18 protein-coding genes are annotated in these 16,496 nt (G+C 66.4%); all 18 read left to right on the top strand.

Annotation, left to right across the window (positions count from 1 at the left end; genetic code table 11):
- Window positions 1–21 precede the first annotated feature (21 nt).
- Entirely contained in the window at window positions 22–744 is a 723-nt protein-coding gene (locus ACYCFC_RS19065) for a beta-ketoacyl synthase chain length factor (RefSeq protein WP_459654030.1), read from the top strand.
- Entirely contained in the window at window positions 720–1,529 is an 810-nt protein-coding gene (locus ACYCFC_RS19060) for a lysophospholipid acyltransferase family protein (RefSeq protein WP_459652591.1), read from the top strand. The genes ACYCFC_RS19065 and ACYCFC_RS19060 overlap by 25 nt, the downstream gene beginning before the upstream one ends.
- Window positions 1,510–1,773 carry a phosphopantetheine-binding protein gene (locus ACYCFC_RS19055; protein ID WP_181082873.1) on the top strand — a complete coding sequence of 88 codons (264 nt, stop codon included), beginning with the start codon at window positions 1,510–1,512 and terminating at the stop codon, window positions 1,771–1,773. Before ACYCFC_RS19060 ends, ACYCFC_RS19055 begins: the two co-directional genes overlap by 20 nt.
- A gap of 12 nt (window positions 1,774–1,785) precedes the next feature.
- Window positions 1,786–2,043, top strand: a complete 258-nt coding sequence (locus tag ACYCFC_RS19050; RefSeq protein ID WP_459652590.1) for an acyl carrier protein — start codon at window positions 1,786–1,788, stop codon at window positions 2,041–2,043.
- Window positions 2,044–2,083: 40 nt separating this feature from the next.
- Window positions 2,084–2,650 (top strand): COG4648 family protein, encoded by a 567-nt coding sequence (locus ACYCFC_RS19045; RefSeq protein WP_459652589.1) that lies wholly within the window; start codon window positions 2,084–2,086, stop codon window positions 2,648–2,650.
- On the top strand, window positions 2,647–4,326 hold the full coding sequence (locus ACYCFC_RS19040; protein ID WP_459652588.1) for an AMP-binding protein: 1,680 nt from the start codon (window positions 2,647–2,649) through the stop codon (window positions 4,324–4,326). The genes ACYCFC_RS19045 and ACYCFC_RS19040 overlap by 4 nt, the downstream gene beginning before the upstream one ends.
- A complete protein-coding gene (locus ACYCFC_RS19035) occupies window positions 4,323–5,129 on the top strand; it encodes a glycosyltransferase family 2 protein (protein ID WP_459652587.1) in 807 nt (268 codons plus the stop codon). Before ACYCFC_RS19040 ends, ACYCFC_RS19035 begins: the two co-directional genes overlap by 4 nt.
- Window positions 5,126–6,079, top strand: a complete 954-nt coding sequence (locus tag ACYCFC_RS19030; protein WP_459652586.1) for an LpxL/LpxP family acyltransferase — start codon at window positions 5,126–5,128, stop codon at window positions 6,077–6,079. Before ACYCFC_RS19035 ends, ACYCFC_RS19030 begins: the two co-directional genes overlap by 4 nt.
- A complete protein-coding gene (locus tag ACYCFC_RS19025) occupies window positions 6,060–7,607 on the top strand; it encodes an HAL/PAL/TAL family ammonia-lyase (RefSeq protein ID WP_459652585.1) in 1,548 nt (515 codons plus the stop codon). Before ACYCFC_RS19030 ends, ACYCFC_RS19025 begins: the two co-directional genes overlap by 20 nt.
- A 74-nt stretch (window positions 7,608–7,681) precedes the next feature.
- Window positions 7,682–8,107 (top strand): acyl-CoA thioesterase, encoded by a 426-nt coding sequence (locus ACYCFC_RS19020; RefSeq protein WP_181082866.1) that lies wholly within the window; start codon window positions 7,682–7,684, stop codon window positions 8,105–8,107.
- Window positions 8,104–8,697 carry an outer membrane lipoprotein carrier protein LolA gene (locus ACYCFC_RS19015; protein ID WP_459652584.1) on the top strand — a complete coding sequence of 198 codons (594 nt, stop codon included), beginning with the start codon at window positions 8,104–8,106 and terminating at the stop codon, window positions 8,695–8,697. The genes ACYCFC_RS19020 and ACYCFC_RS19015 overlap by 4 nt, the downstream gene beginning before the upstream one ends.
- Window positions 8,681–11,041, top strand: coding sequence for an MMPL family transporter (locus ACYCFC_RS19010; RefSeq protein ID WP_459652583.1), 2,361 nt, complete (start codon window positions 8,681–8,683; stop codon window positions 11,039–11,041). Before ACYCFC_RS19015 ends, ACYCFC_RS19010 begins: the two co-directional genes overlap by 17 nt.
- Entirely contained in the window at window positions 11,028–12,272 is a 1,245-nt protein-coding gene (locus ACYCFC_RS19005) for an NAD(P)/FAD-dependent oxidoreductase (RefSeq protein WP_459652582.1), read from the top strand. The genes ACYCFC_RS19010 and ACYCFC_RS19005 overlap by 14 nt, the downstream gene beginning before the upstream one ends.
- The gene (locus ACYCFC_RS19000) at window positions 12,259–12,765 is read left to right on the top strand and encodes a hypothetical protein (RefSeq protein ID WP_459652581.1); all 507 of its coding nucleotides are present in this window, start codon (window positions 12,259–12,261) and stop codon (window positions 12,763–12,765) included. The genes ACYCFC_RS19005 and ACYCFC_RS19000 overlap by 14 nt, the downstream gene beginning before the upstream one ends.
- The gene (locus ACYCFC_RS18995) at window positions 12,762–13,949 is read left to right on the top strand and encodes a beta-ketoacyl-[acyl-carrier-protein] synthase family protein (protein WP_459652580.1); all 1,188 of its coding nucleotides are present in this window, start codon (window positions 12,762–12,764) and stop codon (window positions 13,947–13,949) included. The genes ACYCFC_RS19000 and ACYCFC_RS18995 overlap by 4 nt, the downstream gene beginning before the upstream one ends.
- Window positions 13,946–14,395: an ApeP family dehydratase gene (locus ACYCFC_RS18990; protein ID WP_181082861.1), complete on the top strand. Its 450-nt coding sequence runs from the start codon at window positions 13,946–13,948 to the stop codon at window positions 14,393–14,395. Before ACYCFC_RS18995 ends, ACYCFC_RS18990 begins: the two co-directional genes overlap by 4 nt.
- Entirely contained in the window at window positions 14,392–15,120 is a 729-nt protein-coding gene (gene fabG, locus ACYCFC_RS18985; protein ID WP_459652579.1) for a 3-oxoacyl-ACP reductase FabG, read from the top strand. The genes ACYCFC_RS18990 and fabG overlap by 4 nt, the downstream gene beginning before the upstream one ends.
- Window positions 15,120–16,346: a beta-ketoacyl-ACP synthase gene (locus tag ACYCFC_RS18980; protein ID WP_459652578.1), complete on the top strand. Its 1,227-nt coding sequence runs from the start codon at window positions 15,120–15,122 to the stop codon at window positions 16,344–16,346. The genes fabG and ACYCFC_RS18980 overlap by 1 nt, the downstream gene beginning before the upstream one ends.
- Window positions 16,347–16,496 lie beyond the last annotated feature (150 nt).

The raw sequence follows: 16,496 nt of genomic DNA, 5'->3' as shown, positions 1-16,496 counted from the left end.
CTGGCGAACAAGCCGGTGGGCATTCGCGTGATTCAATTCGATATCGATCAATGGCAGGCCTGGGCTCCGGGTCTGGCGAATATTGACGATTGGGCGACCTGGGCTCGCAACCCATGCTGCCTCGAAAATGATGACGAGCCGGACGTCAGCTTTCTGCCGGCCATGCAACGACGGCGCCTGAGCCGCCTGGCGCGCATGGCCTTCGCGGTGGCCACGCCGCTGGCGCAAGGTCAGCCACCGATGCCGCTGGTGTATGCCTCGCGCCACGGTGAAACACCGCGCACCTTCGCCATCCTCAGCGATCTAGCCCGCGAAGAAGCCCTTTCCCCTACGCAATTCAGCCTTTCGGTACACAACGCCATCATCGGCCTGTGGTCGATCCAGCAGGGCGACGGCAGCGAAATGACCGCGCTGGCAGCCGAAGGCGACGGGCTGGAACACGCCATGCTCGAAGCCGGCCTGCTGCTGGCCGAAGGTGCGCCCTCGGTGCTGGTGGTGGTCGCCGAAGACCGGCCACCCGCCGCCTACGGGCCCTGGATCGATGACGTGCCCTTTCCCTATGCCGTGGCGCTGCGCCTCACATCCGGTCAGCGCTGGCGGCTGAGCCTTGAAGCGAGCAACGATGAGCAGCAGCCAACCCCCTGGCCCCATGCGCTGGAACTGATCCGCATGCTGATCGACCAGCAACCCCTCCGTCAGCAACAATGGAAGAAACGTCGATGGACCTGGCAGAAGACGCTCTGAACCGGCGCCCCAGCCCGCCGTGGCTGTGGCGCCTGATCGCCACCGGCCTGTCCTTTCTGCTGTTCGGCGTGGGCGGGCTGATCTTGCGGCTGGTGGTGTTCCCGCTGCAGTCCCTACTGCCCGGAGACGCCCTGCGCCAGCGTCTGCGTGCGCGCAAGACCGTCAACCGGATGTTCTGGCTGTTCGTCCAGTTCATGTATCGCAGCGGCGTGCTCACCTACCAGATCGAGGGGGTCGAGCGCCTGGGCAGGCCCGGCCAGTTGATCATCGCCAACCACCCTTCGCTGATCGACGTGGTGGTATTGATCGCGCAGATTCGTGATGCCAACTGCGTGGTCAAGCAGAGCCTCTGGGACAACCCCTTCACCCGGGGGCCGATCCGCGCCGCGCAGTACATCAGCAACAACGGCAGCGCAGAAATGCTCGACGAAGCCGCCGAGGCGCTGCAGCAGGGCCAGACATTGATCATCTTCCCCGAAGGCACCCGCACCACGCCGGGTCAGGCGCCGCAGTTTCACCGAGGTGCCGCCGCCATAGCCCTGCGCGGTGCGCGGCTGGTCACGCCCGTGGTGATCAGCGTGACACCGACGACACTGACCAAGGCCGAGCCCTGGTACCGCATTCCGTCACGGCGATTTCATTTTCACTTGCAGGTCGGCGATGATATCGACCCACAGACGTTCGCTTCACGGGGCGCGGCGCCGATCGCTTCGCGGCAACTCAACGACCATCTGCACCGACACTTCATAAAGGAGCTCGCACTCGATGAGCCAACTACAGCTTGAAATCAAGCGCCTGATCATTGATGCCCTGGGTCTGGAAGACCTCACACCGGATGATATCGCAGCCGACCAACCGCTGTTCGGCGAGGGGCTGGGCCTGGACTCCGTGGATGCGCTGGAGCTGGGTCTGGCCATCCAGAAGCGCTTCGGCATCAAGATCGACGCCGACGCGAAGGACACCCGCAAGCACTTCGCCAGCATCGACAGCCTGGCCGAGTATGTCAGCGCCAACCGCGCCGTCGCCTGAGGAGGTCATCACGTGAACAGCCGCAACGAGATTTTCCTGACCCTGCGCGACGCGCTGGTCGAACTGTTCGAACTGGAGCCCGAGCGCATCAGCCTGGAAGCCAACCTGTATCAGGATCTGGAAATCGACAGCATCGACGCCGTCGACCTGATCGACCATATCAAGCGCCAGACCGGCAAGAAGATCGCCGCCGAGGAGTTCAAATCGGTGCGTACCGTGGGTGATGTGGTCGAGGCGGTGTTCCGCCTGGTCAACGTCGAAACGGTCTGAGCCAGGTACTGGCTCGCCGATCAGCTTTCGGAAGCGACTCATGCGAACAGGCAAAGCGGGCAGTGGCCGGCTGATCGGCCTCGGCCTGCTGCTGGCCGGGCTGCTTTACCCATTCGCCGTCTACCTGGGCATGGAGCACCTGACGCCGCGAATGTTCGCCGCACTGCTCGGCGCACTCTGGCTGGCTCGCGCACTCGGCGCCCGGCAAAGCCCGCTGAGCCGCACGCTGAACATCGCTGCGCTGTCGTTCTGCCTGGTGCTGGCGCTGGCCGACAGCAGCGCCCTGCTGCTGGGCTATCCGGTGCTGATCAACCTGGCCCTGCTCGGCCTGTTCGCCGGCAGCCTCTGCTCCGGCATGCCGATCATCGAGCGCCTGGCACGCCTGCAGGAGCCCGACCTGCCGCCCGCCGCGGTGCGATACACGCGCAAAGTGACCTGGGTGTGGGTGGGTTTCTTCTCACTCAACGCGGCCATCGCCACGGGTCTTGCGCTCTGGGCGCCGCTGGCCTGGTGGACCCTGTATACCGGGCTGATCGCCTATCTGCTGATGGGGCTGCTGTTCGCCGGAGAATGGCTGGTACGCCAGCGCGTAAGGAAAGCGACATGAACTGGATTGCCCTGCAACACCTGCTCGAACACAGCCTGCAAGAGCGCCCGGTCACGCTGAACCCGGCCCTCGACCACGCCGAACTGCGCCTGCAGGCCCTGCGCCTGGCCGGTGGCCTGCAGGCGCGCAGTATCCGGCGCATCGCGGTGCATCTGGAAGACGCCGCCGAGCTGGCCGTGGCCCTGCTCGGCGCTTGGCGTGTCGGCGTGACGGTGCTGCTGCCCGCCGATCTGCAACCGGCCAGCCGTGCCCGCTTGCAGGACCAGGCCGACCTCTGGCTGACCGACCGCGACGGCGACACCCGTCTGGACGAGCTTTTCACCGAACCGCTCGCAGGCGCCGAGCTGGATCTGGACCAGTGCCGGCTGGTGCTCTGCACCTCCGGCTCCAGCGGCGAGCCCAAGCTGATCGACAAGCACCTGCGCCAGCTCGCCAACGAAACACAGATTCTCGAAGCACAGTGGGGCAGCGAGCTGGGCGAGGCCTGCATCATCGGCAGCGTGGTCGCGCAACATATCTACGGCCTGCTGTTTCGCGTGCTCTGGCCGCTGTGCGCCGGGCGCATTTTTCTGCGCTGCGCCCTGCCGTTCCCCGAGGACATCCAGCTGGCCAGCCGCGACCACCAGCACTTCTGCTGGGTGGCCAGCCCGGCACTGCTCAAACGCATGGGCGACAACCTCGACTGGCCGGCGCTGCGCAGCGTACGCCGGGTGTTTTCCTCCGGCGGCCCACTGCCCGTCGAGGCCGCGACACGCCTGCAACGGCACCTCGGCCAAGCCCCGACGGAAATCTACGGCAGCTCGGAAACCGGCGGTATCGCCTGGCGTCAGGGCGGCGTGCTCTGGCAGCCCTTCGAAGGCGTCGAGTTGGGCCAGGACGAACAGGGAGCACTGCACATCGCCTCACCCTGCCTGCCGTCCGGCCATATCGAGCAGACCGCCGACGCCGCGCGCATCGAAGCCGACGGTCGCTTCGAGCTGCTGGGCCGGCTGGACCGCATCGTCAAGCTGGAAGAAAAACGCATCTCCCTGCCCATGCTGGAGAAGGCGCTGGCCGAGCACCCCTTCGTCAGTGAAGCGCGTCTGGGCGTGATCGAAGAAGGCCGCGCCTACCTCGCCGCTCTGGTGGCCCTCAGCGACGACGGTCTGCATGCCCTGCGCAACGGCGGTCGCCGCGCGCTGACCGCTACGCTGCGCAAGCACCTGGCCGCGCATTGCGAGGCGCTGGCATTGCCACGTCGCTGGCGGCTGGTGCGGCAACTGCCGTGCAATGCCCAGGGCAAGCTGCCCCAGGCACAACTCGACGCCCTGCTGCTAGCGCCGCGCACCCTGCAACCGGAACGCCTGAATATCAGCCAGACGGATGACCAGTGGCTGCTGGAGCTGGAAGTCCCGGTCGATCTGGCCCATTTCAGCGGGCATTTCCCACAGACGCCGGTACTGCCCGGCGTGGTGCAGATCGACTGGGCGATAAGCCTGGCCCGCGAACTCATCTCCGGGCTGCCGCCCTGCTTCCGGGGCATGGAAGTGCTCAAGTTTCAGCAACTCGCCCGCCCCGGCGACCGCCTGCAACTGACGCTGCGCTTCGACCCGGAGCGCAGCAAGCTGCATTTCGCCTACCGCAACGGCGACGCCGCCTGTTCCTCGGGACGCATCCTGCTGGGGCAACCAGCATGAGTAGCCTCACTCCACCGGCGCGGCAGCCCGATACCCACCAACAACAGTTGCCGCTGCCCATCGAGGACAATTTCAGGCCCTGCGCCGTGGTACCGGTCTACAACCACGAACGCAGCCTGCCCGAGGTCGTCGCCGCGCTGCTTGCCGAAGAGCTGCCGTGCATCCTGGTCGATGACGCCTCCCGCCCCGAGGCCGCACGGGTGATCGACGAACTGGCCGAGCATCCGCAGGTGCATCGGGTACGCCACGCGCACAACCAGGGCAAGGGCGCGGCGGTCACCAGCGGCCTGCGTGAAGCCGCGCGGCTGGGCTTTACCCACGCGCTGCAGGTGGACGCCGACGGCCAGCATGATCTGGCGGGCCTGGGGCTGTTCCTCGACCGCGCCTGCCAGGCGCCCGACTCGCTGATCTGCGGCTACCCGCAATACGATGCCAGCGTGCCCAAAGGCCGCCTCTACGGGCGCTACCTGACCCACGTCTGGGTCTGGATCAACACCCTGTCGCTGTCGATCCGCGATTCCATGTGCGGTTTCCGCGTGTATCCGCTGGCGCCGACGCTGGCCCTGCTCGACTCGGTCGAACTGGGCCGGCGGATGGATTTCGACACCGAGATCCTGGTGCGCCTGCACTGGCGCGAACAACCCATGGTCTGGCTGCCGACGCGCGTGCATTACCCGGACGACGGCATCTCGCACTTTCGCCTGTGGCACGACAACCTACTGATCTCGCGCATGCACGCCCGGCTGTTCGGCGGCATGCTGCTGCGCGCACCGGCGCTGCTGTGGCGGCGGTGGCGCGGATGAGCCAGGCGCCCCAACGCAGCGCGCACTGGGCCGCGCAACGCGAACGTGGCAGTTTCGCTCTGATGAAACTCACCGTGCGGATAGTGCGCCTGCTGGGGCGGCGTGCCATGACGCCGCTGCTGTACCTGATCGTGCTGTACTTCTATCTGTTTGGCCGCAACGCCCGCCAGAGCGCCTGGACTTATCAGCGCAACCTGGCGAGCTGGAGTGGCCGCAGCCACCTCGCACCCAGCGCCGGCTCGGTCTATGGGCAATTCATGGCCTTCGCCGATAGCCTGCTGGACAAGGTCGACGTCTGGGGCGGTCGCATCGGCTTCGACCAGCTCGATGTGGACGATCCCCACGGCATTCGCCCGCTGATCTGGAACGGCGGGCAGCGCGGGCAGATGCTGGTCGGCGCGCACCTGGGCAATCTGGAAGTCTGCCGCGCGCTGGCCGAGATCGGCGGCAAGGTGAAGATGAACATCCTCGTCCACACCCGCCACGCCGAGCGCTTCAATCGCCTGCTGGAAGATTCGGGGGCGAACAACCTGCGTCTGATTCAGGTCAGCGAGCTGGACCCGGCGGTCATGCTGGAGTTGTCGCGCCGGCTGGATGCGGGAGAATGGCTGGCGATTGCCGGCGACCGCGTGCCGCTGCACGGCGCGCGCACCGCCACCGTGGACTTCCTCGGCCAGCCGGCGGCCTTTCCGCAGGGGCCGTGGCTGCTGGCCGGCTTGCTCGAATGCCCGGTCAACCTGCTGTTCTGCCTGAAGCATGGCCAGCGCTACCGGATTCAGCTCGCGCCCTTCGCCGAGCGTATCGAATGGCGCCGCCGCGAGCGCGACGCCATCGTGGCGCAATGGGTGCAACGCTATGCCGATGAGCTGGCGGCACGCTGCCTGCAGGCGCCGCTGCAATGGTTCAATTTCTACCCTTTCTGGACTATCCATGACCCACGCGACACCTGAGCCCGTTATCTTTGGCGAAAACCACCTGAGCATCGAGGATGTGCTGGCCGTGGCCGAGCGCCGCGCGCCCGCACAGCTGCAGGCCGACGCCGCGTTTCGCCGGCACATCGCCCGTGGCGCGCAGTTTCTCGACACCCTGCTCGACCGCGAAGGGGTGATCTATGGCGTGACCACCGGCTACGGCGACTCCTGCGTGGTGGCGGTGCCGCTGCATCAGGTCGAGGCACTGCCGCAGCACCTGTTCACCTTCCACGGCTGCGGCCTGGGCAAGCTGCTGGATGCCGAAGCGACCCGCGCCGTGCTCGCCGCGCGGCTGCGCTCACTGACCCACGGCATGTCCGGCGTGCGCATCGAACTGCTCGACCGCCTGCAGGCCTTTCTCGAACACGACATCCTGCCGCTGATTCCCGAAGAGGGCTCGGTGGGCGCCAGCGGCGACCTGACGCCGCTGTCCTATGTGGCCGCGACGCTGACCGGCGAACGCGAGGTGATGTACCAGGGCGAGCGCCGCAGCGCCGCCGAAGTGCACCGCCAGCTGGGCTGGACGCCGCTGACCCTGCGGCCCAAGGAAGCCCTGGCGCTGATGAACGGCACCGCGGTGATGACCGGTTTGGCCTGCCTGGCCTATGCCCGCGCCGATTACCTGCTCAAGCTGGCCACGCGCATCACCGCACTCAACGTGGTGGCGCTGGAAGGCAACCCCGAGCATTTCGACGAGCGCCTGTTCGCCGCCAAGCCGCATCCCGGCCAGAACCAGGTCGCCGCCTGGATTCGCCAGGACTTGGCGATCGATGCGCCAACCGCACCACTCCATCGTTTACAGGACCGCTACTCCATCCGCTGCGCACCGCATGTGCTTGGCGTCCTGGCCGACAGCCTGGGCCTGCTGCGCCAGTTCATCGAGACCGAACTGAACAGCGCCAACGACAATCCCATCATCGATGCGGAAAACGAGCGCGTGCTGCACGGCGGGCATTTCTATGGCGGCCACATCGCCTTCGCCATGGACAGCCTGAAGAACCTGGTGGGCAACGTCGCCGACCTGCTCGACCGCCAGCTCGCGCTGCTGGTCGATACCCGCTACAACCATGGCCTGCCGAGCAACCTTTCCGGCGCGCCGACGGCCACCGCGATGATCAACCACGGCTTCAAGGCGGTGCAGATCGGCGCCAGCGCCTGGACCGCCGAGGCCCTGAAGAACACCCTGCCGGCCAGCGTCTTCTCGCGCTCCACCGAATGCCACAACCAGGACAAGGTCAGCATGGGCACCATCGCCGCCCGCGATGCGCTGCGCAGCCTGGAGCTGACCGAGCAGGTGGCCGCAGCCACGCTGATCGCAGCGAACCAGGGTGTCTGGCTGCGCCAGCGTGACGAACAGGCGCGTCCGTTGCCCGCGCCGCTGCGCGAGATGCATGCCGAGCTGGGCGAGGACTTCCCGCCGCTGATCGAGGACCGCGCGCTGGAGGGCGAGCTGCGCCTGTGTCTGCAACGTATCCGTGACCGGCATTGGGGGTTGTATGACTTGTAGGAGCGGGCCATGTCCGCGATGCTTTTGCGTTGTGCCGTTCGCGGGTGTGGCCCGCGCCTACCAGGAGCCTCGTCATGCGTAAGACTGGCGTATTGCAGGCCGAGGTGGAAATCCTCGTGCCCTTCTTCGACGTCGACTCGATGGACGTGGTCTGGCACGGCCATTACATCAAGTACTTCGAAGTGGCGCGCTGCGCCCTGCTCGAGCGCATCGGCCACAACTACCTGCAGATGCGCGAGGCCGGCTACGCCTGGCCGGTGATCGACGTGCAGCTGCGCTACATGCGCGGCGCACGTTTCAACCAGCGCATCATCGTGCGCGCCGACCTCGTCGAGTGGGAGAACCGCCTGAAGATCAACTACCTGATCAACGATGCCGAGACCGGCGAGCGCATGACCCGTGGCAGCACGGTGCAGGTCGCGGTGGAAATCGCCAGCCGCGAGATGCAGCTGGCCTCGCCGAAGGTCTTCGTCGAAGCCGTCGAGCAGGCGCTGGCATGATCCGTCGGCTGCTTCTTGTGCTGTGCCTGCTGCAGGCAGCGCACGTCCATGCTTTCGATCTGGCGCAGCTCAGCCAGCAACTGCGCGAGCCAGTAGTGATCCGTGGCCAGTTCGTTCAGGAAAAACACCTGCGCGCCCTGCCCCTGCCGCTGGTCAGCCGTGGCCAGTTCGTGCTGGCCCGCGACCACGGCCTGCTCTGGCTGCTCCAGGCGCCCCTGCAGCAGGATTACCGCATCACTGACGCGGGCATCGCCCAGCGAACGGATAGCGGCTGGCAGGCAGCCACCCAGCAGGGCGCGACGGAGCGTCAGAACGAACTGTTCCTGGCCGTGCTCGGCGGCGATGCCGAGGCGCTGCAACGTGACTTCAACCTCGATCTGCAGGGCAGCAGCGATGCCTGGACACTGACCCTGACACCACACGCCAAGCTGTTGCAGCAGATATTCACCGCCATCCACATCCAGGGCAGCGCCACCGCCGAGCGTATCGAACTGCTGGAAACCCAGGGCGACAGCACCCTGTTGCTGTTGGAAAGCCTACAGGTCGATGACCAGCTGAGCCCGATCGAGCAGCATGACTTCACCTACTGACGAGGCGCTCAGGCTGCCACGTCTGATCCCTATCCTGTTCGCCGTCGCCCTGCTCGGGCTGGTAAGCCTGACCGCCTGGCAATGGCGCGACGGCCCGCCGGTCACCGCCAACCTGCTGCAGCTGCTGCCCAGCGGCGCGCCGGGCGAGCTGGAACAGCGGGCCGAAGCACGCATGCAGGAGCCGCTGAACCGCGACCTGATGCTGCTGGTGCGCCATGCCGACACAGCAACCGCCGCCACGCTGGTCGACGAGATCAGCGACACGCTGGAGGCCAGCGGCCTGTTTGCCCAGGTGCGGCACTCCGTAGACGCCGATCTCTCGGCAATCCGCCAACAGTTGCTCGACCAGCGTCTGGCGCTACTCGACACGGCAAGCCGTGAAGCACTGATCGCAGGGCCCGATGCCTTCATCCAGCAACGCCTGCAACGCCTGTACAACCCCTTCGAGGGCAGCGGACTGGTGCCCGTCGAGCAGGACTGGTTCGGCATCGCCGACCTGGCGCAACGGCAGCTGCCGCAACCGGGCAATGTCCGGGCCGGGCCGGATGCGCAACTGCTGGCCGAATACCAGGGCCAGCGCTGGGCCGTGATCCATGCGCAGACTCACGGCGACGCCTTTGACGAACGCCTGCCGCTGCAGGTCGAGAAACTGGTGAGCGATATCCGCCTGCAGGTCGAAACCGCCCAGGGCGAACTGCTTGCCGCCGGCGGGCTGCTTCATGCCGCTCACGGACAGCGCCAGGCGCGGGAGGAAGCCAGCCTGATCGGCAGCCTTTCCCTGCTCGCCACCCTCGCTCTGCTGCTGGTGCTGTTTCGCACTCCGCGTGTGCTGCTGATCGTGCTGCCGGTGGCGGTAGGCGCGCTCAGCGGCGCGGCGGCCTGCATCGCGCTGTTCGGCCAGATCCATGTACTGACGCTGGTGCTGGGCGCGAGCCTGGTGGGTGTGAGCATCGACTTTCCGCTGCACTACCTGTCCAAGAGCTGGACCCTGCAACCCTGGAACGGTCATCTGGCGCTGCGCCTGACGCTGCCGGGGCTGGTGCTGGCGTTGCTCACCAACGTCATCGGCTACCTGGCGATGGCCTTCACGCCATTCCCGGCACTGGGCCAGGTGGCGGTGTTTTCCGCCGCCGGGCTGTCCGGCGCCTTTGCCTGCGCCACCTGCCTGCTGCCCTGGCTATTGCGCGCGCCGTTGCGGCCCTGGCCGGCACCGCTGGGCTGGGCCGAACGCGCGTTGCGTCTGCGCCAGACGTTACTGGGGCGCATCGCCACGCCTTGGCTGCTGGTCGCCTTCGCCCTGTACTGCGCCTTCGGCGTGCCGCACGTCTCCTTCACCGACGACCTGCGCCAGTGGGTCAGCCGCGCCCCGGTCTTGCAGCAGCAGGCCCAGCGCATCGGCGAGATCAGTGGTTTCCAGCCCACCAGCCAGTATTTTCTGGTGCGGGCGGCAACGTCCGACGAGCTGCTGGCAAGCCAGCAAGCCCTGAGCAGCCGCCTCGATGAGCAGGTGGCCGAAGGCAAACTCTCGGGCTACCTGGCGCTCAGCCAGATCGCCGCGCCCGCCACCGCGCAGAAGAGTCTGCAACTGGCCCTGCCGCATCTGCTCGCAGCCGGCACGCCGCTACTGGCACTGGGCGTGGGTCCCGAGCGGCTGGAGGCGGAACTGGTTGCGTTGCAGACACAGCCGATTGCCGGTCTGGAACAGGTCCTGGCCGGCCCGCTGGGCGAACCCTGGCGTCCACTCTGGCTGGGCCGTCAGACCAATGGTTCCGTGGCCGGCCTGGTCAGTCTGCAAGGCTTGCAGGACAGTGCCGCACTGGTGGGGCTGGCCGAGGGTCTCGACGGCATCAGCCTGATCGACCGTCCCGCCGAGCTGAACCGCCTGTTCGCCGAAACCAAGACCCAGGCCGCCGCGCTCAAGCTGGTCGCCGCCGGGCTGATCCTCATCCTGCTCTGCCTGCCCTTCGGCTGGCGTGGCGCCGCGCGCTGCCTGGCCGTGCCGTTGCTGGCCGCCCTCGGCAGCCTGGCCAGCCTCGGCTGGCTGGGCCAGTCGCTGACCCTGTTCGGCCTGTTCGGTTTGCTGCTGGTCACCGCCATCGGCGTCGACTACGCCATCCTGATGCGTGAGCAGGTCGGTGGCGCCGCCGTAAGCCTGGTCGGTACGCTACTGGCCGCCGTCACCACCTGGCTGTCGTTCGGCCTGCTGGCGCTGTCGAGCACACCGGCGGTGAGCAATTTCGGCCTGGCCGTGAGCCTCGGCCTGCTATTCAGTTTCCTGCTGGCGCCCTGGGCCAGCCCATCGCAACCCCAACCAAAGGCAAGGAGCCAGTATGGCGCCGCTTGATTCGCAACAACATGAAGTCGTGATTATCGGTGCTGGTCCTTCCGGCTCCATCGCCGGCGCGCTGCTCAAGCGCAAGGGCCATAAGGTGCTGATTCTGGAACGCCAGCGCTTCCCGCGCTTTTCCATCGGCGAGAGCCTGCTGTCGCACTGCCTGGACTTCATCGAGGAAGCGGGCATGCTCGAAGCGGTGCAGGCCACCGGCTTCCAGACCAAGCACGGTGCAGCCTTCGGCTGGGGCGAGCGCTACACCGAATTCGATTTTCGCGACAAGTTCACCGAGGGCCACGGCAGCACCTATCAGGTGCAGCGTGCCGATTTCGACAAGCTGCTGGCCGACCAGGCCGAACTGCAGGGTGTGGAAATCCGTTACGAGGAAGAGATCATCGCGGCGGATTTCGCCGGCGCTCGACCGCGCCTGCAGGTGCGCCGCAATGACGGCAGCGACTATCACATCGAAGCGGCCTTCGTCCTCGACGCCAGCGGTTATGGCCGTGTACTGCCACGCCTGCTGGACCTGGAAGCGCCTTCGAGTTTCCCGGTGCGCCGCGCGGTATTCACCCACATCGAGGATCGCATCGACGACCCGCAGTTCGACCGCGAGAAGATCCTCATCACCACCCATCCTGAGCTGCGTGACGTCTGGTACTGGACCATCCCCTTCAGCAACGGGCGCTGCTCCCTCGGCGTGGTCGCCAGCGCCGAGCGCTACGAGGATCGCCCGCTGGATCTGGATGCCTGCCTCAAGGAGTTCGTCCATGAAGCGCCGAACCTCAGACGCATCCTCAAGAACGCCGAGTGGGATACCCCGGCACGGCTGATCGGCGGCTACTCGGCCAACGTCAAGGCGCTGCACGGCCCCGGCTTCGCCCTGCTGGGCAACGCGGCGGAATTTCTCGACCCGGTGTTTTCCTCCGGCGTGACCATCGCCATGCGCTCGTCGAGCATGGCCGCCGCCACGCTGCATCGCCAGCTCTCGGGCGAGACGGTGGATTGGGAGAGCGAGTTCGCCATCCCGCTCAAGCGCGGCGTGGATACCTTCCGGACCTATGTCGAGGGTTGGTACGATTGCAGCTTCCAGGACGTCATCTACTACGAACACGCCCAGCCGGAGATCCGCCGGATGATCAGCTCGATCCTCGCCGGCTATGCCTGGGACGAAAAAAATCCTTATGTCGCCGAATCCAAGCGCCGCCTGCGGGTACTGGCCGAACTCTGCCGTGGCGAGCGATAAGCCCTTTGGCCTCGCCTGGCTGGCGCTGCTGCTCCTGCTGAGCGGCTGCGCCAGCCCGTTGCCGCTGCCCAGCGAACAGCCGCGCCTGCAATTGCCGATGCAACTGCATATCCAGCAACGCAGCGCCGACGGCAGTCATGACCAGTTGCTGGTGATCCAGCAAGAACGTCAGGCTCTGCGCTGGACGCTGCTGACCCCGCTGGGCACGCCGCTGGCGCGGCAGTTGCTGGTCGATGACCAGTGGCAGGCGGACGGCCTGCTGCCACCCAATCCCCAGGCCCGCGCGCTGTTCGCCGCGCTGCTGTTCGCGCTCACCCCCGATGACCAGCTGGAACGCCTGTATGCCGAGCAGGACTGGAGCCGGCAGGCTGATACGCGTCGGCTGACTCACTGGCAGGTTCGCTACGCACGGGAGGGCCGCTTTCAGCTCGACGCGGGCGGCGGGCTGTCCTATGGTGTCGCCCCCCTCGACGACGGAGCCCGACCACGATGAGCGCCTACCTCAACGCCCTCGGCGTGATCTGCGCGCTGGGCCGCGGCAAGGCCGAGGTGGCCCGGCGACTGCTGCAGGGCGATGGCTCGGGCATGCGCCCCTGGCCGGTTCTGGTCGCTGGGCGCAGCTTGCCGGTCGGTGCAATCAGTGCCGAGCTGCCATCACTAAGCGATGCCACCCTGCGCGATGCGACACGCAACAATCGCCTGCTGCTGGCTGCCGTCGAGGAAATCCTGGAGGAAATCACCGAGGCTATCGAGCGCTTCGGCCCGGCGCGGATCGGCGTGGTGCTGGGCACCAGCACTACCGGCATCCAGGAAGCCTCTCAAGGCATTGCCGGCCTGATTCGCGACGGGCAGCTGCCGCCCAGCTATCACTACGGCCACCAGGAACTTTCGGCGCCGGCGAGCTTTCTCAGCGAGCGCCTGGGGCTTGCCGGCCCCAGCTATTGCATCTCCACCGCCTGCACCTCCGGGGCGCGCGCCTTGCAGAGCGCGAAACGGCTGCTGGACGCGGGCATTTGCGATGCGGTGCTGTGCGGTGGTGTCGATAGCCTCTGCGATCTGACTCTGCAAGGTTTCAGCGCCCTGGAGGCGACCAGCACACGCATCTGCAATCCGTTTTCAGCCAACCGCGACGGCATCAATATCGGCGAGGCGGCAGCGCTGTTCCTGATGACCCGCGAGTCTGCACCCATCGCCCTGCTCGGCGCTGGTGCCAGTTCCGACGCCCATCATATTTCCGCCCCCGACCCCGCAGGCCGGGGCGCCATCGAAGCGATGCACAAAGCGCTGGCCAACGCTGAAACCCCAGCGCAAAGCATCGGTTACCTCAACCTGCACGGCACCGCCACGGCGCACAACGACGCCATGGAAAGCCGCGCCGTCGAGGCGGTGTTTCCCAAAGGCGTGCCCTGCTCATCGAGCAAGCCGCTCACCGGCCACACGCTGGGCGCGGCTGGAGCGCTGGAAGCGGCGTTCTGCTGGCTGACGCTGTCCGGATTCAATGTCGCGCAACAGTTGCCGCCCCACCTCTGGGACGGCCAGCAGGACCCCGACCTTCCCGCGCTGGAGCTGGTCGCCGCTGGCACACCGTTGCGTGTCGAGCGCCCACGGCTGATGATGAGCAACTCCTTCGCTTTCGGCGGCAACAACATCAGCCTGATCCTGGGAGAGACACCATGATCGCCTGGCCGATTGCCGAGCTGTTGCCCCATGCGGGCGACATGATCCTGCTGGATGGCGTCGAGTCGTTCGATGAGGACAGCGTGACGACCCGCCTGACAGTACGCCCCGGCCTGCTGAGCCAACCCGACGGCGGCCTGCCGGCCTGGGTCGGCATCGAGATCATGGCGCAGAGCGTCGCCGCCTTCGCCGGTTGCCAGGGGCGCCGGGCCGGCCTGCCGGTGGAACTGGGCTTTCTGCTCGGCACCCGCAACTATCAGTGCAACGTCGAAGCCTTCCCGCCCGGCAGCGAACTGCGCATTCGCGCCAGTCGCTCGCTGCAGGACGACAGCGGCATGGGTGTTTTCGAATGCCATCTCGACGGCCCCGGCATCCATGCCGAGGCCCGTCTCAATGTGTTCCGCCCGCCCGAAGTGGCGCGCTATCTGGAAGAAACCCGTTCATGAGCGAAACCATCCTGGTCACCGGCTCCAGCCGTGGCATTGGCCGCGCCATCGCCCTGCGTCTGGCCCGCAGCGGCCACGATATCGTCCTGCACTGCCGCGCCCGGCGCGATGAAGCCGAAGCCGTTCAGGCAGAGATCCAGGCGCTGGGGCGCCAGGCGCGCATCCTGCAATTCGACATTGCCGACCGCGCCACCTGCCGCGAGCAGCTGGAAGCCGATATCGAGGCCCATGGCGCCTATTACGGCGTGGTCTGTAACGCCGGCCTGACTCGCGACGCGGCCTTTCCGGCGCTGACCGACGAGGACTGGGACCAGGTGCTGCGTACCAATCTCGACGGTTTCTACAACGTCCTGCAGCCACTGACCATGCCGATGATCCGCCGCCGCCAGCCGGGGCGCATCGTCTGCATCACCTCCGTGTCGGGCATGATCGGCAATCGCGGCCAGGTCAACTACAGTGCTTCGAAGGCCGGGGTAATCGGCGCGGCCAAGGCGCTGGCAGTGGAGTTGGGCAAACGCCGGATCACCGTCAACTGTGTTGCGCCGGGGCTGATCGACACCGAAATACTCGACAAAGACCTGCCCATCGAGGAGATGCTCAAGATGATTCCCGCGCAACGCATGGGCACGCCCGATGAAGTCGCCGCTGCGGTCAATTTCCTGATGTCGCCAGAGGCCAGCTACATCACGCGCCAGGTGCTGGCCGTCAACGGCGGGCTGTGCTGATGAAACGTGTGGTCGTCACCGGCATGGCCGGCATCACTTCCCTGGGCAGCGACTGGGCCGGCATCGAAGCCAACTTCAGCGCCAACCGCAGTGGCATCCGGCGTATGGACGAGTGGGATCGCTTCAGCGAACTCAATACGCGCCTGGCCGGGCCTGTGGATGACTTCGCCGTACCCGCGCACTGGACGCGCAAGCAGTTGCGCAGCATGGGACGCGTCTCGCGCCTGTCGGTCAAGGCCGCCGAGCAGGCCTTGCAGCACGCCGGCCTGCTCGACGACAACAGCATCCGCGATGGCCGCATGGGCGTCGCCTGTGGCTCGTCCACCGGCAGCACCGAGGAGATCAAGGCCTTCGGCAACATGCTGCTCAACTCGGTGGCCGACGGGCTGAATGCCAACTCCTACATCCGCATGATGCCGCACACCACTGCGGCCAACATCAGCATCTTCTTCGGCCTGACCGGGCGGGTGATTCCCACGTCCAGCGCCTGCACCAGCGGTAGCCAGGGCATCGGCTACGCCTATGAGGCGATCAAGTTCGGGCGTCTGCCGATGATGCTCGCCGGCGGTGCCGAGGAGCTGTGCGCCACCGAGGCCATGGTCTTCGACGCGCTCTATGCCACCAGCCTGAAGAACGACGCGCCGCACACCTCGCCGCGTCCCTACGACAGCGACCGCGACGGCCTGGTGATCGGCGAAGGCGCCGGCATGCTGGTGCTCGAAGAACTGGAACACGCCCTCGCGCGCGGCGCCACCATTCATGCCGAGCTGATGGGCTTCGGCAGCAATGCCGACGGCTGCCATGCCACCAAGCCCGAACAGGCCACCATGCGCCGCGCCATGGAGCTGGCGCTGGAAGATGCCGGCCTGGCACCGGAGGCCATCGGCTACGTCAACGGCCACGGCACCGCCACAGAACAGGGCGACATCGCCGAAACCCAGGCAACCCAGGCGCTGTTCGGCTCGCGCATGCCAATCAGCTCGCAGAAGAGTTACCTCGGTCACACCTTGGGCGCCTGTGGCGCGCTGGAATCCTGGTTCAGCATCGAGATGATGAACCAGGATCGCTATATTCATACGCTGAACCTCGACAGCATCGACCCGCGCTGTGGCGAGCTGGATTACCTGGTCGGCGCGCCGCGCAACATGCAGCATGAATACGTGATGAACAACAATTTCGCCTTTGGCGGGATCAATACCTCGCTGATCTTCCGCCGTTGGTCCTGATTGAAAACGTTGGCGAGGCAGGCAAGACAAGGCAAAAACGGCTTAAGAAGCGGAGTTTAGTTTCTAAATGAGCATTACTCACTTCGTTCGCCCTCCAGGCCGCGCTAAAGCGCGTTAGCCGCAAGCGGCTTTCTGAGGCCGTTTTTAACG

The organism is Stutzerimonas sp. NM35 (assembly GCF_054604355.1).
This window is presented reverse-complemented; position numbering and strand designations above follow the sequence as displayed.